Genomic DNA, 23,060 nt, shown 5'->3' on the forward strand with positions numbered 1-23,060 from the left:
TTAGGTTTAAAAAGAATTGGAGACTATATGAGTTCAAAGAAGAAAAAAAACAAGATGGAGCGTGGTCTGACTAATCGTCACGTGCAGGTTATGGCTATTGCGGGAACAATCGGAACAGGACTCTTTTTGGGAGCAGGTCGTTCTATTAGCCTTACAGGTCCTTCCATTGTACTGATTTATATGATTACTGGGGCTTTCATGTTCCTTATGATGCGTGCGGTTGGGGAAATGCTCTACCAAGACCCTGAGCAACATACCTTTATCAACTTTATCACGCGCCATTTGGGTAAGGGCTGGGGTTATTTCTCGGTTTGGTCCTACTGGCTATCCGTTGTCTTTATCGGTATGGCGGAAATCACTGCTATCTCTCACTATGTTCAGTTTTGGTTCCCTAGCTGGCCAAGTTGGATGATTGAGATTGGATTTTTGACCATTCTAGCCTTGGTCAATCTGATAGCGGTGAAGCTCTTTGGGGAAGTTGAGTTTTGGTTTGCTATGGTCAAGATTGTGGCTATTTTAGCCATGATTGCAACAGGAGTCTTTATGGTCTTGACAGGCTTTAAGACACCTCATGGAGTAGCAAGTTTAGCTAATATTGCCGACAATTTCTCCCTCTTCCCAAATGGTGGAGTGAACTTTGTCATGGCCTTCCAGATGGTTTTCTTTGCTTATCTCATGATTGAGTTTATCGGGGTAACAACTTCTGAAACCAAAAATCCACGTCAGGTCTTGCCAAAGGCTGTTAAGGAAATTCCTTTGCGTATCGCCTTTTTCTACGGTGGTGCCCTCTTAGCCATCATGGCTATCATTCCGTGGCGTGAACTTGCATCGGCTGATTCACCTTTTGTTACAGTATTTGAATTGGCAGGTATCAAGTGGGCAGCAGCCTTGATTAACTTCGTCGTTTTGACCTCAGCAGCATCTGCTCTTAACTCAACTCTCTACTCAACAGGGCGTCATTTATACCAGATTGCCCATGATTCGCCAAATCGCTTCCTAAAAGCAATTAAAGCAGATACTCTTTCTCGCCACAATGTGCCACAAAATGCCATCATCGCCTCAGCAATTTTGATTGCCCTAGCAGCCTTTATCAATATCTTGCCAGGTGTTTCCGATGCCTTTGCCTTGATTACGGCATCATCATCAGGTGTCTATATCGCCATTTATATCTTGATTATGATGGCTCACCTTAAATACCGCAAGTCACCAGACTTTATGGCGGATGGCTATCTCATGCCCCATTATCGTTTCCTAAATCCTTTAACCATGATCTTCTTTGCCTTTGTCTTTGTAACCCTCTTTTTACAAGAGTCTACATTTGTAGGAGCAATCGGTTCAGCTATCTGGATTATTGGTTTCGGTATTTATAGCCAGTGGAAATTTAGAAAATAGATTAAGGACTCATCAACTCAGGTTGGTGAGTTTTTACTAGTTTGACAGTCCATTGAAATAAGACTATAATCAAGCTGTAACAGTATTTAAGGAGATTTAGATGTACTTTAGATTGGAAAATAAGGAATCCCATAAATCACAAGAAATAGGGAACCTGATTCGTGTTTATAACCGTTCAAAAAGAGAAGAAGCTGAAAGTGAGCCACTTAATCTTTATGTCGAAGATGAAAAGGGCAATCTCCTGGCAGGTTTGATAGCTGAGACTTTTGGAAATTGGCTAGAAATCGAGTATTTATTTGTAAAAGAGGAACTGAGAGGGCAAGGAATCGGTTCAAAACTATTGCAACAGGCTGAAAGTGAAGCTAAGAATCGAAACTGTCGTTTTGCCTTTGTCAATACTTACCAGTTTCAAGCTCCAGATTTTTATAAAAGGCATGACTACAAGGAAGTCTTTGTTTTGCAAGACTATCCCTACATAGGAAAAAGATTTTATTACCAAAAGGATTTGTAAGTAGAAGATGAAAGCATAAGGCAAAGAGGGGAGTTTGACATAAGTCTTGATAAAATACCTCTTAAATACTACAAATTGTGTCTTTCTAGACGATATTGAGGATAATGCAATCGTAGCTGAGAAGTTGGGAATCAAGGTCTATCAGGTTAAGAAAAGAAATGATGTCGTAGATATTTTGAAAAAAATTGAATAAGCAGAAAACTCTCTATTATTTTGTGGTAGAGAGTTTTTTGTTAATAAAATTTTACAAAATGACATTTATATATTGCATTGAGTTAGATATATGATATAATGATGTTGAAAAGAGGCGCAACTTTTTAAAATTAATGAGAATCAAAGAGAAAAGCAAGAATATTAATGGAGGAATAAAAAATGGAAGTTATAAATGTAAGTAAGCATTATGGTCATTCAATCATTCTCAAAGATATAAATTTTGCACTTAATAAGGGTGAAATTGTTGGTCTAGTAGGGAGAAACGGAGTTGGCAAGAGTACATTGATGAAAATTCTTGTTCAGAATAATCAACCGACTTCAGGGAATATTACAAGTAGTGATAATGTTGGGTATTTAATCGAAGAACCAAAATTATTTTTATCTAAAACAGGTTTAGAGAATTTAAAATATCTGTCAAATTTATATGGTGTTGACTATAATCAAGAAAGATTTGGGAGTTTGATTCAAGAGTTAGATTTGACTCAGTCTATTAATAAAAAAGTAAAGACCTATTCTTTGGGTACAAAACAAAAATTAGCTTTGCTTTTAACTCTCGTTACGGAACCTGATATATTGATTTTAGATGAACCGACTAATGGTTTAGATATTGAATCATCACAAATAGTTTTAGCGGTTCTAAAAAATTTAGCTTTACATGAAAATGTGGGAATTTTAATATCGAGTCATAAATTAGAAGATATTGAAGAAATTTGTGAGAGGGTCCTTTTCTTGGAGAACGGGTTTTTGACATTCCAAAAAGTAGGAAAAGATAGTCATAATTGCTTGTTTGAGATAGCTTTTTCATCAGCCACAGATAAAGACATTTTCATTACCAAACAAGAATTTGGGGATATTGTTCAGGAAGAGGGACTGAAAATTACTATGTCTGGGAATATTCAAAGTAGTGAGCTTTTTAAATTTTTTAACGAAAACTCTATTAAAGTAGTTGATTTTGAAACTAAAAAAGAGACGCTTAAAGATATTTATCTAAATCGTTCAAAATAAAGGAAGGTTATAATCATGAAATTAAATAAATTGAATTTTCTTAAGGAAAATATAAGAGATTTATATTCATCAGGCGTAATATATCTCGGTTTGCTTATCTCGTTTATACCGCCGATATTGGTTACATTCTTTATTCTAAAGACTCAAGGGACATCGCTTGGTATTAAGCATATTTCAAACTTTTATGCTATGCTCGGTATGTTAATGGCTGTTATACATGCTAACCGAATTATTAGCAGGGATTTTTCCTACAATACGATAAGTTTATTTTATAATCAACAGAAAAATCGGATGATTTACGTCTTATCCAATTTTCTATATGCCATCTCAGTTTCCATTATCTATGCTTTGAATGGTATTGTGTTACTAGTCATCGTAAGTAAATTGGGTGTTCCAGGTGATTTAGGATTAGATTTTATAGTAGCCATTGTAGTCAATACAATTTTGTTAGTCCTATTTTATTTTCTATTATCTTACATTTTCTATTTATACAAATTGAAAAGTGGCTTGGTATTTGGTATTTTAGTAGCTTTACTACTCTTTATCCCTAATATATTAAATACGATTATGACGAATACTAGTAATGATTTGTTTATCAAAGCAATTGAACTTCTTCCTTTTTATTCCTTACCTGTATTTGTGGCTTCAAATACGATGTCTATTAGTCAGTATCTTGTGGTAATCACTACAATCATTTTATTGTATTTTTTCACTCTCAAGAAAAGCAAGGAGTATTCATTTTAGTTTTATTTAGTATTATTTTGCAGACTGCAAATCCAGCAAAAAAATCAGTCATCTTGCTATGCTCCTGCTCTTGTTGTGTACACGTTTTTGTCTTATGCTAGACTCATTTCCAAAAGCATTATATAATAGTGATATGAAATCAACTAAATAAGAAATACAAGCAATCAAAACTCGTTTAAAAGCCCCTACTAAAGCTAATACTAAACAAAAAATCAAATAGCAAACTAGGAAGTTTATTTCAAACAATCCAACATACTGATTTTAGGCAGAAGATAATATTGGAGTGCTAATTAATGAGGTTAAAATAAATAGCTGACAGCTTGTGTTGGTTTTGGATTTTTTAAGAGTAGATGAGTATTAAAACTATAAGGAGGACGCAGGTGGCTAAAAATTTAAAATTAAAATTAGCTCGTGTAGAGCTTGATTTAACTCAAGGTCAACTGGCAGATGCTGTCGGGGTGACGCGCCAGACTATTGGTTTGATAGAGGCGGGGAAATACAATCCCAGTCTCTCGCTTTGCCAGTCTATTTGCAGATGTTTAGGGAAAACCCTAGACCAATTATTTTGGGAGGAAGAAGATGGTAAATAAATTTATTCATTATCAATTACTTGATGAAAGAGAAGAACAACTAATCAATAAAGCTGGGGCAGAGTCTTTTTCACTCTTTATTGGGCTTGTACTTCTAAGCTATTTGGTGGCAGTGTTGGCTCCATCTCTTTTTAATCCGAATTTTCTAGTCTATACTCTGATAGTAGGAATTTTCTTCTTTTTCAATCGTGCCCGTTATCTGGGAGTGACCTACTATAGTCGTTTTCATTTTACGATTTTGGGTTGTTTTTTCCTAACCTTGGCGATTACGACTCTCTTGATGTTGCAGAATTATCAATTCAATATAGAAATTTATCAGCACAATCCTTTGAACGTTAAATACCTATCTGCTTGGGCAATTACTTATGTCATTTACCTTCCTTGGGTCTTTATTGGCAATCTTGGTCTTAAGAGCTATGGAGAATGGGCTCAGAAAAAATTTGAGCAAGACATGGATGAACTGGAGAGTGGTGAATAGCTTGTTACTCTTTTCGCAATCCAGCTAAAATGTGATATAATAGTACTAATTTATTGGGATACATGAAAGTTTTTGAAAATTTTCATGTATTTCTAGCTAAGGAAGTAGGAAAAGTATGTATCCAGATGATAGTTTGACATTGCACACGGACTTGTACCAGATTAACATGATGCAGGTTTACTTTGACCAAGGGATTCACAATAAGAAGGCGGTTTTTGAGGTTTATTTCCGCCAACAGCCTTTTAAGAATGGCTATGCGGTTTTTGCTGGTTTGGAAAGAATTGTGAACTATCTTGAAGATTTGCGTTTTTCAGATAGTGATATTGCCTATTTGGAGTCGCTTGGCTATCATGGGGAATTCTTGAACTATCTTCGCAATTTCAAGTTGGAGTTGACGGTTCGTTCTGCCCAAGAAGGGGATTTGGTCTTTGCTAATGAACCGATTGTGCAGGTGGAAGGCCCTCTAGCTCAATGTCAGTTGGTCGAAACAGCCCTTTTGAACATCGTTAACTACCAGACCTTGGTGGCGACCAAAGCAGCTCGTATTCGTTCGGTTATAGAAGATGAACCCTTGATGGAGTTTGGGACACGTCGGGCTCAAGAAATGGATGCGGCTATCTGGGGAACACGCGCAGCGGTGATTGGTGGAGCCAATGGAACCAGCAACGTGCGTGCTGGTAAACTCTTTGATATTCCTGTTTTGGGGACCCATGCTCATGCCTTGGTACAGGTTTATGGCAATGACTACGAGGCTTTCAAGGCTTATGCTGCGACCCACAAAAACTGTGTCTTTCTTGTGGATACATATGACACCCTTCGTATTGGTGTGCCAGCTGCCATTCAGGTGGCGCGTGAGTTGGGGGACCAGATTAACTTTATGGGTGTGCGGATTGACTCAGGGGATATTGCCTACATTTCTAAGAAAGTCCGTCAGCAACTGGACGAGGCTGGATTTACAGAGGCTAAGATTTATGCTTCAAATGATTTGGACGAAAATACCATCCTCAACCTCAAGATGCAAAAGGCCAAGATTGATGTCTGGGGTGTGGGAACTAAGCTGATTACAGCCTATGATCAGCCAGCTCTTGGCGCAGTTTACAAGATTGTTGCAATCGAAGATGAAAATGGTAACATGCGCAATACGATTAAGCTGTCAAATAATGCGGAAAAAGTGTCTACGCCAGGTAAGAAGCAGGTATGGCGCATTACCAGTCGTGAAAAAGGTAAGTCAGAAGGCGACTACATCACTTATGACGGTGTGGATGTGAGCGACATGACAGAAATCAAGATGTTCCATCCGACTTATACTTACATCAAGAAGACCGTTCGTAATTTTGATGCCGTTCCTCTCTTGGTGGATATCTTCAAAGACGGAAAATTGATTTACAACCTGCCTAGCTTGACTGAGATTCAGGCTTATGCTCGTAAGGAGTTTGACAAGCTTTGGGATGAGTACAAGCGTGTGCTTAATCCGCAGCACTATCCAGTGGATTTGGCGCGTGATGTATGGCAAGACAAGATGGACTTGATTGACAAAATGCGTAAGGAAGCCCTCGGCGAAGGAGAAGAAGAATGAGTTTGCAAGAAACGATTATCCAAGAATTGGGTGTCAAACCGGTGATTGATGCCCAGGAAGAAATCCGTCGTTCCATTGATTTCTTAAAAAGATACCTGAAACAACATCCCTTCCTAAAAACTTTTGTACTAGGAATTTCTGGAGGACAAGACTCAACCTTAGCAGGTCGTTTGGCTCAACTAGCTATGGAAGAAATGCGAGCTGAAACTGGAGATGAAAATTATAAATTCATTGCAGTCCGCCTGCCTTATGGAGTACAAGCCGATGAAGCAGATGCCCAAAAGGCTCTTGCTTTTATCCAGCCAGATATTAGCTTGGTGGTCAATATCAAGGAATCAGCTGATTCCATGACAGCTGCAGTTGAAGCGACAGGTAGTCCTGTCTCAGACTTCAACAAGGGCAATATCAAGGCTCGTTGCCGTATGATTGCTCAGTATGCCCTTGCTGGTGCCCATAGCGGAGCGGTTATTGGAACAGACCACGCCGCGGAAAATATCACAGGTTTCTTTACCAAGTTTGGTGACGGTGGTGCAGATATTCTCCCTCTTTATCGCCTCAATAAGCGTCAAGGAAAACAACTCTTGAAGGAACTTGGTGCAGATCCAGCCCTTTATGAAAAGATCCCAACTGCAGACCTAGAAGAAGACAAACCAGGCCTAGCTGACGAAGTGGCCCTCGGAGTTACTTATGAAGAGATTGACGATTACCTAGAAGGCAAAACAATCAGCCAAGAAGCCCAAGCAAGAATCGAAAACTGGTGGCACAAAGGCCAACACAAACGCCACCTACCAATCACCGTATTTGATGACTTTTGGGAGTAAAAAGGTCCGGGGGACCTTTTTACCCTGAGTTTAGAAATAAGAAAACGAGGAAGGTCCGGGGGACCTTTTTAGCTTCTTGCCCTGAAATTAAAAAGCAAGAAAAACCTTCCAGGTGACCTTTTTACCCCGAGTATGGAAACAGGTAAGCGAGGAAGGTCCAGTGGATTTTTTTAACTTATTACCTTGAAATTCAAAAGCAAAGCAAATATAAATGGAGATTGGACATAGAATCATCTATCAGAAAGCGAGGTAGTTTCGTGAAATCTATCGGTACACAAACATTACAGACAGAACGTTTGATTTTAAGAAGATTTGTGGAACGTGATGCAGAAGCCATGTTTCAGAATTGGGCTTCATCCGATGAGAATCTGACCTATGTCACCTGGGAACCTCATCCTGATGTCGAGGTGACTCGAAACTCGATTCGTAATTGGATTGCCTCTTATGCTAATCCCAACTATTACAAATGGGCCATTTGCCTCAAAGAAAATCCGGAGAAAGTTATAGGAGATATCAGCATAGTTGCAATAGATGATAACGATTCTTCTTGTGAAATTGGCTATGTGTTAGGCAAGAAATACTGGGGTCATGGTATGATGACAGAGGCCTTGAAAGCTGTCTTGGACTTTTGTTTTACTCAAGCAGGTTTTAAAAAGGTCAGAGCACGATATGCCAGTCTTAATCCAGCTTCAGGTCGTGTCATGGAGAAGGCTGGAATGTCCTATCTAAAAACTATTGCCAATGGTGTAGAGAGAAAAGGCTATCTTGCGGACCTTATTTATTATCAGGTAAGTAGTGAAGACTAGTGAATTTTCTTTTCAGTTTCCATCAAAGTCAGACTGTGTCTGGCTTTTTTTGAACCATTTTTTACATAACCTGATTAAATTCCTATTTTTCCCTATCATTGTCCCTGTTTTTTCTGGAGTTTTAGGGCTATAATAGTCCTATCAAATCAAAGAATGGAGGAAGGCAATGGATAATATAATCTTTTTAATCAGTGTTTTTCTTGCTGGAATTCTTTCCTTCTTTTCTCCTTGTATTTTACCCTTGTTACCGGTTTATGCAGGGGTCTTGTTGGATGATAAAGATGGTGCTCAGGCTTCTAGTGGGAAATTTTCAATCTCACTTGTTAGTTTATTAAGAACTCTGGCCTTTATAGCGGGTATTTCTTTTATCTTTATCTTACTGGGATATGGTGCTGGTTTTTTAGGAGACCTTTTGTATGCCTCTTGGTTTCAGTATGTGACGGGTGCGGTTATCATTCTTTTGGGTTTGCACCAGATGGAAGTCTTACATTTTCAGGGACTCTACAAGGAAAGAAGGCTACAATTAAAGAGACAGGGGCAAAAGGGTAAGGGCTATAGTCAGGCATTTTTACTGGGGTTGACCTTTAGTTTTGCTTGGACGCCTTGTGTGGGGCCGGTTCTTGGCTCTGTTTTGGCTTTAGCGGCTTCAGGTGGCTCCGGTGCTTGGCAGGGAGCTGGTCTCATGTTAATCTATACGCTGGGTCTAGCACTACCATTTTTGGTTCTAGCTCTAGCCTCCAGCTATGTTTTGAAACATTTCCGAAAACTCCATCCTTATCTAGGAACTCTCAAAAAAGTGGGTGGTTTCCTAATTATCGTGATGGGAATCTTGGTGCTTTTGGGAAATACGTCTATTTTGACTACATTATTTGAATAGAGAGGAAGAAGAAATGAAAAAATGGCAAACATGTCTCCTTGGAGTCGGCTCAATTTGTTGCTTGGCAGCCTGTTCGGCTAAAAACATGCCAGACGAATCTACTATGAAGGAGCAAACGAAAACAGAACAAGTCAGTTCGCAAACTGCCACCAAGGGGCAAGCAGTCGCTGATTTTGAATTGATGGGAGTAGATGGCAAGACCTACCGCTTGTCTGATTACAAGGGCAAGAAAGTCTATCTCAAATTCTGGGCTTCTTGGTGTTCTATCTGTCTGGCTAGTCTTCCGGATACGGATGAAATTGCTAAGGATGCTGGTGATGATTATGTAGTTTTGACGGTAGTGTCACCAGGACACAAGGGGGAACAAGCAGAAGCAGACTTTAAGAACTGGTACAAGGGCTTGGATTATAAAAATATTCCAGTTCTAATTGATTCATCAGGAAAACTTTTGGAAAGTTATGGTGTCCGTTCTTACCCAACTCAAGCCTTTATAGACAAGGAAGGTAAGCTGGTCAAAACACAACCAGGTTTTATGGATAAGGATATGATTTTAAAGACATTGAAAGAAATGGGGTAGAGAAAGGTCATGAATGATAAAGTAAAATTGTTTGTCTTGGCAGGAATCTTTTTCCTAGCCATAAGCGGTTTCTATTTTCTATTGATGCGAAATGCAGGGCAGACAGATAGCTCGCAAATTGAGAAAGCATCAGTTAGCCAAGGAGGAAAAACAGTGAAAAAAACAGAAGTGAGTAAAGATGCAGACTTGCACGAAATTTATCTGGCTGGAGGTTGTTTCTGGGGAGTTGAGGAATATTTCTCACGCGTTCCCGGAGTGACAGATGCCGTTTCAGGCTATGCAAATGGTAGAGGGGAAACAACCAAGTACGAATTGATTAACCAAACAGGTCATGCGGAGACTGTTCATGTTACTTATGATGCCAAACAAATTTCCCTAAAAGAAATCCTGCTTCATTACTTCCGCATTATCAATCCAACCAGTAAAAATAAACAAGGAAATGATGTGGGGACCCAGTACCGTACCGGTGTTTATTACACAGATGAAAAGGATTTGGAGGTAATTAACCAAGTCTTTGATGAAGTTGCTAAGAAATACGACCAACCTCTGGCAGTTGAAAAGGAGCCCTTGAAGAATTTTGTGGTGGCAGAGGATTACCATCAAGACTATCTCAAGAAAAATCCAAATGGCTACTGCCATATCAATGTCAATCAGGCTGCCTATCCCGTCATTGATGCCAGCAAATATCCCAAACCAAGCGATGAAGAATTGAAAAAAACCCTGTCACCTGAGGAGTATGCAGTTACCCAGAAAAATCAAACAGAACGAGCTTTTTCAAACCGTTACTGGGATAAATTTGAATCTGGTATCTATGTGGATGTAGCAACTGGTGAACCTCTCTTTTCATCAAAGGATAAGTTTGAGTCTGGTTGTGGCTGGCCTAGTTTTACCCAACCCATCAGTCCAGATGTTGCCACCTACAAGGAAGATAAGTCTTACAATATGACACGCATGGAAGTGCGAAGCCGAGTTGGAGATTCTCACCTTGGCCATGTCTTTACAGATGGGCCTCAGGACAAGGGGGGCTTGCGCTACTGTATTAATAGTCTCTCTATCCGCTTTATTCCCAAAGACCAAATGGAAGAAAAAGGTTACTCTTATTTACTAGATTATGTTGATTAAGAAGTCTTTCCTAAGCAGTTAGAGGAGAATTTTGCTATACTGATACTAGTAAGTGACAAAGGAGAGAAGCATGACCTATACAATCTTAATCGTAGAAGATGAATATCTGGTAAGACAAGGATTGACCAAGCTGGTCAATGTAGCAGCCTACGATATGGAAATCATCGGTCAAGCTGAAAATGGAAGGCAGGCTTGGGACTTGATCCAAAAACAGGTGCCAGATATCATTTTAACTGATATCAACATGCCTCAGCTAAATGGCATTCAGTTGGCCAGTCTGGTCCGAGAAACCTATCCTCAGGTGCATTTGGTCTTTTTAACAGGCTACGATGATTTTGATTATGCCTTGTCTGCTGTAAAACTCGGTGTGGATGATTACCTACTCAAGCCCTTTTCTCGTCAGGATATCGAAGAAATGCTGGGGAAAATCAAGCAAAAGTTGGATAAGGAAGAGAAAGAAGAGCAGTTACAAGATTTATTGACCGATAAGTTTGAAGGAAACATGGCCCAGAAAATCCAGTCCCATCTGGCTGATAGCCAGTTTAGTTTAAAGTCTTTAGCAAATGACTTAGGCTTTAGTCCGACTTATTTGAGTTCTTTGATTAAGAAAGAATTGGGCCTGCCTTTTCAGGATTACCTAGTGAGAGAACGTGTCAAACAAGCCAAGCTTTTGCTTTTAACTACCGATCTGAAGATTTATGAGATCGCAGAGAAAGTTGGTTTTGAAGATATGAACTATTTTACCCAACGTTTTAAACAGATTGCAGGTGTGACACCTCGTCAGTTTAAGAAGGGAGAAGGCCGATGAAGCGTTCTTCACTCCTAGTTAGAATGGTTATTTCTATCTTTCTGGTCTTTCTCATTCTCCTAGCTCTGGTTGGGACTTTCTACTATCAATCTAGTTCTTCAGCCATTGAGGCTACCATTGAAGGCAATAGCCAAACGACTATCAGCCAGACTAGTCACTTTATCCATTCTTATATCAAAAAATTAGAAACCACCTCGACTAGCTTGACCCAGCAGGCGGACGTCCTAGCTTATGCTGAGAATCCCAGTCAAGACAAGGTCAAGGGAATCCGAAATCTGTTTTTGACTATCTTGAAGGCAGACCAGGACTTGAAAACTGTTGTTCTGGTCACCAAATCCGGTCAGGTCATTTCTACAGATGATAGTGTGCAGATGAAAACCTCCTCTGATATGATGGCTGAGGATTGGTACCAAAAGGCTATTCATCAGGGAGCTAAGCCCGTTTTGACACCAGCTCGTAAATCAGATAGTCAGTGGGTCATTTCTGTCACTCAAGAACTTGTTGATGCAAAGGGAGCTAATCTGGGCGTTCTTCGTTTGGATATTTCTTACGAAACTCTGGAAGCCTATCTTAACCAACTTCAGTTGGGTCAGCAGGGCTTTGCCTTTATCATCAATGAAAATCATGAATTTGTTTATCATCCTCAACACACAGTTTATAGTTCGTCTAGCGAAATGGAGGCCATGAAACCCTATATTGAGACAGGGCAGGGCTATACTCCAGATCACAAATCCTACGTCAGTCAAGAAAAGATTGCTGGAACTGATTGGACGGTGCTTGGCGTGTCATCACTGGAAAAGTTAGACAAGGTTCGGAGTCAACTCTTGTGGACCTTGCTTGGGGCTAGTGTCACATCACTTCTTGCCTGTCTCTGCTTGGTGTGGTTCAGTCTCAAGCGCTGGATTGCCCCTTTGAAGGATTTGAGAGAAACCATGCTGGAAATTGCTTCTGGTGCTCAAAATCTTCGTGCCAAGGAAGCGGGTGCCTATGAACTAAGAGAGGTGACTCGCCAGTTCAATGCCATGTTGGATCAGATTGATCAGTTGATGATAGATATTCGTATCCAGGAAGAAACGACCCGTCAGTACCAACTTCAAGCCCTATCAAGCCAGATTAATCCGCATTTCCTCTATAATACCTTAGACACTATCATCTGGATGGCTGAATTTCAGGACAGTCAGCGAGTGGTTCAGGTGACCAAGTCTTTGGCAACCTATTTCCGCTTGGCGCTCAATCAAGGAAAGGATTTGATTTGCCTGTCTGACGAAATCAACCATGTCCGCCAGTATCTCTTTATCCAGAAACAACGCTATGGAGATAAGCTGGAATACGAAATTGCTGAAAATCCTGCCTTTGGTCAGCTAGTTTTGCCCAAGCTGGTCCTACAACCCTTGGTAGAAAATGCCCTTTACCATGGAATCAAGGAGAAAGAAGGTCAGGGTCATATTAGAGTCTCTGTCCAGAAACAGGATTCAGGATTGGTCATCCGCATTGAGGATGATGGAGTTGGCTTCCAAGATGCTAGCGATAGTAGTCAAAGTCAGCTCAAACGTGGGGGAGTTGGTCTTCAAAATGTTGATCAACGGCTCAAACTTCATTTTGGAGAAAACTATCAGATGAAGATCGATTCTGTCCCTTTAAAAGGTACGACAGTTGAAATATACATAAATAGAATAGAAACTAGCTAACTCCCAGTTCATTCTGGGAGTTTTATGCGTAATTGGGCAAGCTTTCTAGGTTGTCTATCTTGCTAAAAAGTAGAAAAAACGATATGATAGATAATGACAAAAGAGGTATCAAGTATGAAGGAAAAAGACATTCAAAGAGAAACAAGCCAGATTGTAAAAGATGTATTAGAAAAGGCCAATTTGAAGCAAGGATCCATCTTTGTTTTGGGCCTTTCTTCTAGTGAAGTGATAGGTGGTCAGATTGGCAAGGAATCCAGCCAAGAAATTGGGGAAATCATTGTGAAGACCATTCTAGACATCCTAGAGGAAAAAGGAATTCATCTAGCTGTTCAAGGTTGTGAACATGTCAATCGGGCCCTCGTTGTTGAACGTCAGGTTGCAGAGCAGTTTGCTCTGGAAATAGTTAGTGTCCTTCCTACCCTTCATGCAGGAGGTTCAGGTCAGTTGGCAGCCTTCAAGTTTATGCAAGATCCAGTTGAGGTTGAATTTATCAAGGCTCATGCTGGATTGGATATCGGAGACACTGCAATTGGCATGCATGTCAAGCATGTTCAGGTTCCGATTCGCCCTCTTTTGAGAGAAATTGGGCATGCCCATGTAACGGCTCTTGCTAGTCGTCCAAAATTAATTGGAGGTGCGCGTGCGCACTATCCGCAAGATTCTATTAGAAAGTCATAAGAATGAGAAAAACAAAACAACAACTTGAAAAAATTACTAAATATTCCATTCGCAAGTTAACTGTTGGGGTTGGTCCTGTAGCCATCGGGGCCTTCCTTTTTGGTGCAAGTGCCCTTTCAGTAGATAAGGTACAAGCCAATGAAGTTGGTGGAGCTCATAGCGTTCATTACCGTTATTTGGCGGAGCAGGAATTGACCGAGTCTGAAAAAGCCTTAATTCACCATGAAGTCCCTTCGGAGTTTCAAGAGGATGATATTATCTATGCAGTGTATCGAAAGAAAGCTAGTACCTACCAAGAACTTCCTTATACAGGGAGTAAAGAATTAGCCTTGGCTGGTATAGGGTTGGCTACGGCTTCTTTGGCTGTTTTATTAATCTCTAAAAAACATCGTGGTAAGGTGCTTGGTGTCTTATTAATTAGTTCGATTGGTGCAAGCAACTTTGTTCCTTTCACCACATTTGCGTTTGAAAATAAAGAATTGCTTTCTTATAACCAAACTATTTCGGCTTCTACACATGAAGGTTTGGCTGAAGGGATTATCCACATTGATGGCTATGAATACATTGGATACTTCAAGGAAGCAGAACTCCATCCATCAAGGCCAGCTTCAGCTGAGAAGCCTCAGTTGCCAGTAGAAAAGCAAAGTGCAAATGAAATTGATAAGACAGAAGTAGTTCAAGAAAAACCAGTTTCTGAGAAACCTCAGTCAAGACTGGAAGAGAGCTTGGTAGATATTCCTTTTGAAACAGTCACAAGCCCAGATACCAATCTAGCAGAAGGACAGACTCGTATCGTCACAGCTGGAGTAAATGGTCAGCGTCGCATTGTAACCAAAGTATCGATGGTTAATGGTCAAGAAGTTAGAGAAGTCATCGAAGACCAAGTGGTTCAAAATCCTGTTTCGCAAGTCATTGCAGTCGGAACTAAGAAAGAAGAGCAACCTGCCCCAACTCCAGTACCACAAGCTGAACCAACGCATCAGGTAGCTAAAGGAACGCAAGAGGCAGGCAAAGAAGGTCAAGCCTTAACGCAACCAACCTTACCAGAGGCTCCAGTTGAAGCAAAAGGAACCCAAGAGGCAGGCAAAGAAGGTCAAGCTCTAACACAACCAGAACTACCAGAGGCTCCAGTTGAAGCAAAAGGAACCCAAGAGGCAGGCAAAGAAGGACAATCTCTAACACAACCCGAATTGCCAGAGGCTCCAGTTGAAACGAAGGGCACTCAAGAAGAAGGTAAAGCAGGTCAAGCTCTGACACAGCCAAAATTACCAGAAGCCCAAGTAGAAGTAAAAGGTACACAAGAGGAAGGTAAAGCAGGTCAAGCCCTTATACAAGAACAGTTACCTGAGTACAAAGTAACTGAGGGAGCGGTTACGAAAGAAACTACTACTGAGATTGACTATAAGACAGAAATTATCGAGGATCCAACCAAATATACGGATGAAGAAACTGTAGTTCAAGATGGAGAAAAGGGCAGTAAAATTACCAAAACGACTTATAAGACTCTCGAAGGTGTTGAGACTGACCAAGTTTTAAATACAACAACTACTGTTGTCAAAGAACCAGTCACTAAAAAAATAAGCCGTGGGACAAAACCAATTGAAGGAACTCTGGTGGAAGAAAGTCTTGAAAAGATTCCATTTAAGGAAGTTCTTAAAGAAGATGACCAACTGAAAAAGGGTGAAAGAGTTACTGTCCAAGAAGGAAAAGATGGGCAGAAAAAAGTTACCAAGACTTACAAAACTCTCAAAGGTTTAAAAACTGAAGAAGCACCTAAAATTGTGGAACAGGTTCTGGAGTTAGACCAAGATCGTATCGTCAAATTAGGAACTAAAAACTTTGAAAAACCAATCTTAAGTTTGTCACTTGTTGATGTTAATGATTTGAAACGATCATCTCAAATTCGTTATAATTTGGAAAATCCAAGTAAGACAGCCATTAAATCTATTACCTTAACTCTGAAAAAGGGTGATGAAATTGTTAAAACTTTGAATGTTTCACCAGACGACTTGACAACGACCTTGACAGATTTGCAGTACTACAAGGATTATAAACTTGAAACTAAGATGGTTTATGACCGTGGTGAGGGTGATGAGGAAGAAGTTCTTAAAGAAGAACCGCTAAGAATTGACCTCAAAAAAGTTGAAATCAAAAACATCAAAGAAACAAGCTTGATGAGTGTGGATGCTGACGGTAATGAAACAGATACTAGTTTGCTGACAGAAAAACCAGCTGATGTTGCTCCACTCTACCTACGAGTTACAACTCACGACAACAAAGTTACAAGACTGGCTGTTGACAAGATTGAAGAAGTAGAAAAAGACGGAAAAACTTTATACAAAGTCACTGCCAAAGCACCTGATTTGATTCAACGGAATGCTGACAACACACTTAGCGAAGAGTATGTCCATTACTTTGAAAAACAAAAAGCACACGATGGTGATGTATATTATAGCTTTAACGACCTAGTAACGGCTATGAAAGCTAATCCAAGTGGTACCTTTAAACTTGGTGCAGATTTGAATGCAGCAAATGTACCAACTCCGAATAAACAATATGTACCTGGTAAATTTAGCGGAACTTTAACAAGTGTTGACGGTAAACAATATACCATTCATAATATGGCTCGTCAGTTATTCGATAACGTTGAAGGCGGTACAGTTAAAAACATTAACTTAGGTAATGTTAATATTAATATGCCTTGGATTGAAAATATTTCCGCACTATCAAGAGTAATTAAAAATGCCACAGTTGAAAATGTTAAGGTAACTGGTAGTATCCTTGGTAAAGATGGTATTGCTGGTATCGTAAATAAAGGAGATACTGGTGGACTTCTTAAAAATGTTGCTTTCATCGGTAAACTAACAGGTGTCGGTAATAAAGGTTGGGATCTTGGTGGTATCGCCGGAGAACTTTGGCGTGGTAATATTAAACATGCATACGTAGATGCTGATATTGTTGCAGATAGAGCACGTGTTGGTGGTCTTGTTGCTAGAACAGATAATGGTTCTGATCCTAATGGTATTGATAAATACGCTTCTGTTCGTAACGCTGTTACTAAAGGAACTATTGATGTGAAGAACCCTGTTGAGGTAGGTGGTTTCATTAGTAAAAACTGGACATGGGGGCGTGTTGCTGACACAGTTTCAATGATGAAAGTCAAAAACGGTGAAGAATTCTACGGTTCTAGAGATTTAGAAGCAGAAGGTGGATATTACACAAAAAACTGGATTGAAAGAAACTACGTTGTTAAAGATGTGAGTGAAGGTTCTCACTCATTTAACGGTTCTCGTAGTAATCGAATCCAAGAAATCAGCCTAGAAGATGCAAATAAAAAAATAGAATCATTCGGAATTACAGCTGATAAGTTTGAAATTAAACCTCTTGTTGAAGATGCACTTAATAACGTAAAACCAAAAATAGATACTTATAAAGATACTCAAGATTATGACGTATCTCGCGAACTTGCTTATCGTAACATCGAAAAACTTCAACCATTCTACAATAAAGAATGGATTGTCAACCAAGGGAACAAGATTCCTGCAGATTCTAAATTACTAACTACTGAAGTTTTATCTGTTACAGGTATGAAAGATGGACAATTTGTGACCGACTTATCAGATGCTGACCATATTATGATTCATTACGCTGATAAGACGAAAGAAATTAAGGCTATTACACAAAAAGAATCTAAGGTTCAACAAGTTCGTGAATATAGTATTGAAGGATTGGGTGATATTGTCTATACACCAAATATGGTTGTTAAAGATAGGACACAATTGATCAGCGATATCAAAGCTAAATTAGCTTCTGTTGAACTTGATTCAGATGAAGTTCGTAAGATTAATAACAATCCTAAGATGTTATACATGGAAGAAAGCTTCAAAGAAGTAAAAGATAATCTTGATGCTTTAGTTAAAGCTTTAGTTGAAAATGAAGACCATCAATTAAATACGGACGAAGCAGCTCAACGTGCCTTAGTTAAAAAAGTTGAAGATAACAAAGCTAAGATTATGTTAGCTCTGGCTTACTTTAATCAATACTATGGAATTAAATTTGACGGATTAAATATCAAAAATATGATGACCTTCAAACCGGATTTCTACGGTAAGAACGTTAACGTACTTGATAGATTAATCAGCTTCGCTTCAAATGGTAACAACCTAAAAGGTGATCAATCACATGATGCATTTAACAGAGCTCTTGCAAGTGCTACTGGTAAAGCTAACTTACACGAATTCCTGAAGTACAACATGGAATTATTCACTAGTGAAACAGATATGAATACTTGGTTCAAGAATAACATTGCAGATAACGCTTATGTTGTTGAGAAACAATCATCAAATCCAGATTTCGCTAATAAGAAACATAAATTATATGAAGTAATTAATAATGGGCATCACGGACGTTATATTTTACCACTTCTGAATTTGAAGAAAGCGCATATGATCTTAATTACGACCTATAATACCATTGCCTTTAGTTCATTTGAGAAATATGGTAAGAACACAGCAGAAGAACGTGAAGCGTTCAAGAAGCAGGTTGATTTACGTGCGCAAGAACAAATCAATTATTTAGATTTCTGGTCAAGACTTGCTGCTGATAATGTACGAAATAATCTTCTTAAGAGTGAAAATATGGTACCATCTGCAATTTGGGATAACCATGATGTACCAGGTTTGGGATGGGTTGACCGTATGGGACATACGAAGAAAGGCGATTTTGCTCCAATTCGTGAATTCTATGGTCCGACTGATAAGTGGCACGGATACAATGGAATGGGTGCATACGCTTATATCTTCCAAAATCCACAACCACAAGAGGCCGTATATTACATCATCTCTAGCATGATTAGTGATTTTGGTACATCTGCATTCACTCACGAAACAACTCACATCAATGACCGTATGGCCTACTTAGGAACATGGCGTCACCGTGAAGGAACAGACGTTGAAGCCTTTGCTCAAGGTATGTTGCAATCACCATCAGTTTCAAATCCAAATGGTGAATATGGTGCCTTAGGATTAAACATGGCTTACGAACGTCAAAATGATGGAAATCAAATTTACAACTATAATCCAAATGTGTTAAATAGTCGTGAGAAAATCGATCACTACATGAAGAATTACAATGAATCCATGATGATGCTTGATTACTTAGAAGCTGAGTCTGTAATCAAGAAAAATACTGGAACAAATGATAAGTGGTTCAAGAAGATCGATAAGAAATATCGTGAAAAAGCGGATCGCAATGGCTTAGTTGGTGAACCACACCAATGGGATTTAGTTCGTGATTTGAATGATGGCGAAAAGAATACGAAGCTGACAAGTATTGATCAACTGGTTGATGGAAACTTTGCAACGAAACATGGATTACCAGGAAATGGTCATTACCGTACTGAAGGATTTGATTCTGCTTATACTGTAGTAAATATGATGACAGGTATTTATGGTGGTAATACAAGTAAGAGTGCGGTTGGTTCAATCTCATTCAAACATAATACCTTCCGTATGTGGGGGTACTTCGGTTATCTAGATGGATTCTTAGGTTATGCATCAAACAAATACAAACAAGAATCTAAAGCAGCAGGTAATGTAGGTCTTGGTGATGACTTTATTATTAATAAAGTTTCTAACGGCAAATTCCAAAGCTTAGAAGCATGGAAGAAAGCATGGTATCATGAAGTACACGAAAAAGCCCAAAGAGGTTTTGTTGAAATTGAAATCGATGGTCAAAAGATTTCAACTTACGCACAACTTCAGACTTTATTTGATGCAGCGGTCGAAAAAGACCTTCAAGGTAATGATTTCAAGAATACTGTAGATCTTAAATGGAAGGTTTACAAACAACTCTTGCAGAAATCAGATGGATTTGCTGGTGATTTATTCACTAAAGCATAATCAATAGTAAGAAAATAATAAAAAGGTAGATCAGCTTTGTCTGGATCTGCCTTTTTGTGCTATACTTAAGGTATGCATAGAAAAACAGTGATTGATTTTAGGGCTTTGGGGGAGAGATACACCTTTACCCAGCCTATTAAAGAGTTAAAAACGAGAGATTTAGCAGAAGTGGCAGATTTGCTGGCACAAGTGGAAAGCTACCAAGAGCAAGGTTATTATGTGGTGGGCTATGTCAGCTACGAGGCTGCACCTGCTTTTGAGGAGAAATTAGCAGTTCATAAAGCTCCTTTACTGGGAGAGTACCTGCTATATTTTACAGTTCATGACAGCGTAGAAACATCCCCTATTCCTCTGACTTATGATGAGGTTGATTTGCCTTCAAATTGGCAGGAAGTAACGTCTGCAGAGGATTATGAAAAGGCTATTGCCCAGATTCATCATCATTTGCGGCAGGGGGACACCTACCAGGTAAACTACACCGTCCAACTCAAACAAGACTTAAGTGCCAATCCTTTTGCCATCTACAATCGTATGGTAGTAGAGCAGGAGGCGGGCTACAATGCTTATGTTGAACATGACGAGATGGCAGTGATTTCCATGAGTCCAGAGCTCTTTTTTGAGCAAAATGACCGTGAGTTGACAACGCGACCAATGAAGGGAACGACTCAGCGTGGAGTGACTGACCAAGAAGACTTGGAGCAGGCCAGTTGGTTGGAACAGGATCCCAAAAATCGCTCTGAAAATATGATGATTGTGGACCTCTTGCGCAACGATATGAACCGTATTTCTGAAGTGGGAAGTGAACATGTGGAGCGTTTGTGTCAAGTGGAGCAGTATTCGACTGTTTGGCAGATGACTTCGACTATCAAGAGTCGGTTGAGAGCAGATGTTGACCTTGTTGAAACCTTTCGCTCTCTCTTTCCTTGCGGTTCCATAACGGGAGCACCGAAAATTGCGACTATGGAGATTATCAAGGACTTGGAGCCACAACCGCGCGGAGTCTATTGTGGAACCATTGGTCTCTTGCTTCCAAATGGGCGACGAATTTTCAATGTAGCCATTCGGACCATTCAACTGCATCAAGGGAATGCCATCTATGGAGTAGGCGGAGGCATTACATGGGATAGCACATGGGAATCTGAATACCGCGAGGTTCATCAAAAGGCTGCTGTTCTCTATCGTAAACAAGCTCGTTTCCAACTGATTACGACTGGGAAAATCAGCCAAAAACAACTGCTGTTTGAAGAGCAACATATAGAAAGACTGAGAAAGGCAAGTCGATATTTTGCTTTTCCTTTTGACCCAGAAATTTTGAGACAAAAGATTGAAGCAGAGTGTCAGGCTTGTGATGCTAATCAAGATTACCGCTTGCGAATTTCTCTCAGCAAGTCTGGAGAGATAGAAGTCGATCGCCAAGTATTAACACCCCTTAGTACAAGCTTTTGTCAGGCCCAACTCTGCCCTCAGGAAGCCAATTTGCAACAAGCTTTTACCTACTTCAAAACGACTCACCGACCGCATTTGAATCTAGGGGAGCAAGAGATCATTTACCACAATAAGTCTGGAGAACTTCTTGAAACCTCTATCGGAAATTTGGTTCTGAAAATCGATGGGAAACTCTATACACCGCCAGTCCGACTTGGAATCTTACCAGGCATTTACCGTCAGCATTTGCTGGAAACAGGACAGATAGAAGAGAAAGTCTTGACCTTGGCAGATTTTGCCCAAGCAGAAGCTATCTATGGCTGTAATGCAGTCAGGGGCTTGTATGAGCTGTCAGTAAGGGAGAACTAAATGAAATTAATATTTTTACATGGCCTAGGTCAGTCAGCAGATAGTTGGAAAGAAGTGCAAGAGTTGCTTGTAGATTATCCTTCTGAAGCCCTAGAGTTATTTCCTTCCGGAGTTGCTACCTATCAAGAAGCTAAGGAGCGCATTTATCAGCACTTGTCAGAGGAGACAGAACCTTTTGTCCTAATCGGTTTGTCCTTAGGAGCTGCACTTGCATTAGAGTTGTCAAGTTACGATTTGCCAAATCTTCAGGCTTTGGTTTTGTCAGGCTGTCCATTGAAACTAGCTGGCAATATCCCTTTTTACATTCAGTTGCTGATATTTAAACTACTCCCCAAAAGGACATTTGAGAAACAGGGAGCAGATAAATCGCTTTTGGTTGGAGTTTCTGAGGAATTAAAAACACTTGATTTAAGAGAGATTGCAAAGAATTGTCCCTATCCAACTTTGTTAATTTGTGGTAGTCAAGATAAGCCTAATCTCAGTTCAATGAAAGCTATTCAAGAACTGATGCCAAATTCCCAGTTCCAGATTATCCCTGACGGTCCTCATGTCTTGAATAGAGCCAAACCAAAAGAGTTTGCAGCAATAACTAGAAGTTTTCTTGAATTGCTGAAATAAGTTTGATAAAACAACATTAAAAACGATATTATAATTATGGGAGAAAGAAATGAACAAACGTCTATTTTTTAAAATGAGTCTGGCTACCTTGCCAGTTTTAGCCTTGTTTTCACAGCCTGTGTTAGCGGAAGAAAACATTCATTTTTCTAGCTGTAAGGAAGCTTGGGCGAATGGATATGCGGATATTCATGAGGGAGAACCTGGTTATTCTGCCAAGTTAGACCGTGATCATGATGGTGTGGCGTGTGAATTGAAAAATGCCCCAAAAGGTGCTTTCAAAGCAAAGCAATCAACTTCGGCTCAAAACAATACAAGTTCAGCAACAACAAGTGGCTGGGTTAAGCAGGATGGTGCATGGTATTACTTTGATGGAAATGGAAATCCAGTGAAAAATGCTTGGCAGGGAAGCTATTATCTGAAAGCGGATGGTAAAATGGCACAGAGCGAATGGATTTATGACTCTTCTTATCAAGCTTGGTATTATTTGAAATCAGATGGTTCTTATGCAAAAAATGCATGGCAAGGAGCTTACTACCTTAAATCAAATGGTAAGATGGCTAAAGGTGAGTGGGTCTACGATAGTAGCTACAAATCATACTACTACTTGACATCAGAAGGCAGTTACGCTCGTAACACTTGGTCAGGTAATTATTATCTCAAATCAGATGGTAAGATGGCTAAAGGTGAGTGGATATATGATAGTAACTATAAATCATATTACTACTTGACATCAGAAGGAAGTTATGCTCGTAACACCTGGGTAGGAAATTACTATCTTAAATCAAACGGTAAAATGGCTGTTAATGAACGTACACCAGATGGTTATCGTGTAGATGGTTCAGGTAAATGGGTTAAATAAGAA

General features: G+C 39.6%; 20 protein-coding genes. All 20 read left to right on the forward strand.

The window, feature by feature from the left end; all coding sequences use genetic code 11:
* Positions 1-27 precede the first annotated feature (27 nt).
* The 20 genes from O3616_RS06620 to O3616_RS06715 all read left to right on the forward strand — a co-directional run bounded on the left by O3616_RS06620 (position 28) and on the right by O3616_RS06715 (position 23,057).
* Positions 28-1,392 (forward strand): amino acid permease, encoded by a 1,365-nt coding sequence (locus O3616_RS06620; protein ID WP_371638424.1) that lies wholly within the window; start codon positions 28-30, stop codon positions 1,390-1,392.
* Positions 1,393-1,492: 100 nt separating this feature from the next.
* Complete coding sequence (locus O3616_RS06625; RefSeq protein WP_371638425.1) at positions 1,493-1,903, forward strand: GNAT family N-acetyltransferase; 411 nt, start codon at positions 1,493-1,495, stop codon at positions 1,901-1,903.
* A gap of 46 nt (positions 1,904-1,949) precedes the next feature.
* The gene (locus O3616_RS06630; protein WP_214617398.1) at positions 1,950-2,096 is read left to right on the forward strand and encodes a hypothetical protein; all 147 of its coding nucleotides are present in this window, start codon (positions 1,950-1,952) and stop codon (positions 2,094-2,096) included.
* 179 nt (positions 2,097-2,275) lie between these two features.
* Positions 2,276-3,121 (forward strand): ABC transporter ATP-binding protein, encoded by an 846-nt coding sequence (locus O3616_RS06635; protein ID WP_371638426.1) that lies wholly within the window; start codon positions 2,276-2,278, stop codon positions 3,119-3,121.
* Between the two features lie 15 nt (positions 3,122-3,136).
* A complete protein-coding gene (locus O3616_RS06640; protein WP_033684064.1) occupies positions 3,137-3,865 on the forward strand; it encodes an ABC transporter permease in 729 nt (242 codons plus the stop codon).
* 380 nt (positions 3,866-4,245) lie between these two features.
* Entirely contained in the window at positions 4,246-4,455 is a 210-nt protein-coding gene (locus O3616_RS06645; RefSeq protein ID WP_020902217.1) for a helix-turn-helix transcriptional regulator, read from the forward strand.
* Positions 4,445-4,933 carry a DUF6773 family protein gene (locus O3616_RS06650; RefSeq protein ID WP_371638427.1) on the forward strand — a complete coding sequence of 163 codons (489 nt, stop codon included), beginning with the start codon at positions 4,445-4,447 and terminating at the stop codon, positions 4,931-4,933. Before O3616_RS06645 ends, O3616_RS06650 begins: the two co-directional genes overlap by 11 nt.
* Before the next feature lie 115 nt (positions 4,934-5,048).
* Entirely contained in the window at positions 5,049-6,509 is a 1,461-nt protein-coding gene (locus O3616_RS06655; RefSeq protein ID WP_371638428.1) for a nicotinate phosphoribosyltransferase, read from the forward strand.
* Positions 6,506-7,330 carry an ammonia-dependent NAD(+) synthetase gene (gene nadE, locus O3616_RS06660; RefSeq protein WP_371638429.1) on the forward strand — a complete coding sequence of 275 codons (825 nt, stop codon included), beginning with the start codon at positions 6,506-6,508 and terminating at the stop codon, positions 7,328-7,330. The genes O3616_RS06655 and nadE overlap by 4 nt, the downstream gene beginning before the upstream one ends.
* A gap of 257 nt (positions 7,331-7,587) precedes the next feature.
* A complete protein-coding gene (locus tag O3616_RS06665) occupies positions 7,588-8,136 on the forward strand; it encodes a GNAT family N-acetyltransferase (protein ID WP_261117027.1) in 549 nt (182 codons plus the stop codon).
* Between the two features lie 166 nt (positions 8,137-8,302).
* Positions 8,303-9,013, forward strand: a complete 711-nt coding sequence (gene ccdA2 / locus O3616_RS06670; RefSeq protein WP_371638430.1) for a thiol-disulfide oxidoreductase-associated membrane protein CcdA2 — start codon at positions 8,303-8,305, stop codon at positions 9,011-9,013.
* Between the two features lie 13 nt (positions 9,014-9,026).
* On the forward strand, positions 9,027-9,590 hold the full coding sequence (locus O3616_RS06675) for a redoxin family protein (RefSeq protein ID WP_371638431.1): 564 nt from the start codon (positions 9,027-9,029) through the stop codon (positions 9,588-9,590).
* 9 nt (positions 9,591-9,599) lie between these two features.
* A complete protein-coding gene (msrB, locus tag O3616_RS06680) occupies positions 9,600-10,712 on the forward strand; it encodes a peptide-methionine (R)-S-oxide reductase MsrB (protein ID WP_371638432.1) in 1,113 nt (370 codons plus the stop codon).
* A 70-nt stretch (positions 10,713-10,782) separates the two neighbouring features.
* On the forward strand, positions 10,783-11,520 hold the full coding sequence (locus O3616_RS06685; RefSeq protein ID WP_049502099.1) for a response regulator transcription factor: 738 nt from the start codon (positions 10,783-10,785) through the stop codon (positions 11,518-11,520).
* Entirely contained in the window at positions 11,517-13,208 is a 1,692-nt protein-coding gene (locus O3616_RS06690; RefSeq protein WP_371638433.1) for a sensor histidine kinase, read from the forward strand. The genes O3616_RS06685 and O3616_RS06690 overlap by 4 nt, the downstream gene beginning before the upstream one ends.
* Positions 13,209-13,322: 114 nt before the next feature.
* On the forward strand, positions 13,323-13,886 hold the full coding sequence (locus tag O3616_RS06695; RefSeq protein ID WP_181146400.1) for a TIGR01440 family protein: 564 nt from the start codon (positions 13,323-13,325) through the stop codon (positions 13,884-13,886).
* Between the two features lie 2 nt (positions 13,887-13,888).
* Positions 13,889-19,786, forward strand: coding sequence for a ZmpA/ZmpB/ZmpC family metallo-endopeptidase (locus O3616_RS06700; protein ID WP_371638434.1), 5,898 nt, complete (start codon positions 13,889-13,891; stop codon positions 19,784-19,786).
* 72 nt (positions 19,787-19,858) lie between these two features.
* On the forward strand, positions 19,859-21,580 hold the full coding sequence (gene pabB / locus O3616_RS06705; protein ID WP_371638435.1) for an aminodeoxychorismate synthase component I: 1,722 nt from the start codon (positions 19,859-19,861) through the stop codon (positions 21,578-21,580).
* Positions 21,581-22,198 carry an alpha/beta fold hydrolase gene (locus O3616_RS06710; protein ID WP_049552251.1) on the forward strand — a complete coding sequence of 206 codons (618 nt, stop codon included), beginning with the start codon at positions 21,581-21,583 and terminating at the stop codon, positions 22,196-22,198.
* A 49-nt stretch (positions 22,199-22,247) separates the two neighbouring features.
* Positions 22,248-23,057 carry an N-acetylmuramoyl-L-alanine amidase family protein gene (locus tag O3616_RS06715; protein ID WP_181146399.1) on the forward strand — a complete coding sequence of 270 codons (810 nt, stop codon included), beginning with the start codon at positions 22,248-22,250 and terminating at the stop codon, positions 23,055-23,057.
* The last annotated feature ends 3 nt before the right edge of the window (positions 23,058-23,060 follow it).

The organism is Streptococcus sp. 27098_8_86 (genome assembly GCF_041432595.1).
In the GTDB taxonomy this organism is placed as follows: domain Bacteria; phylum Bacillota; class Bacilli; order Lactobacillales; family Streptococcaceae; genus Streptococcus; species Streptococcus pneumoniae_F.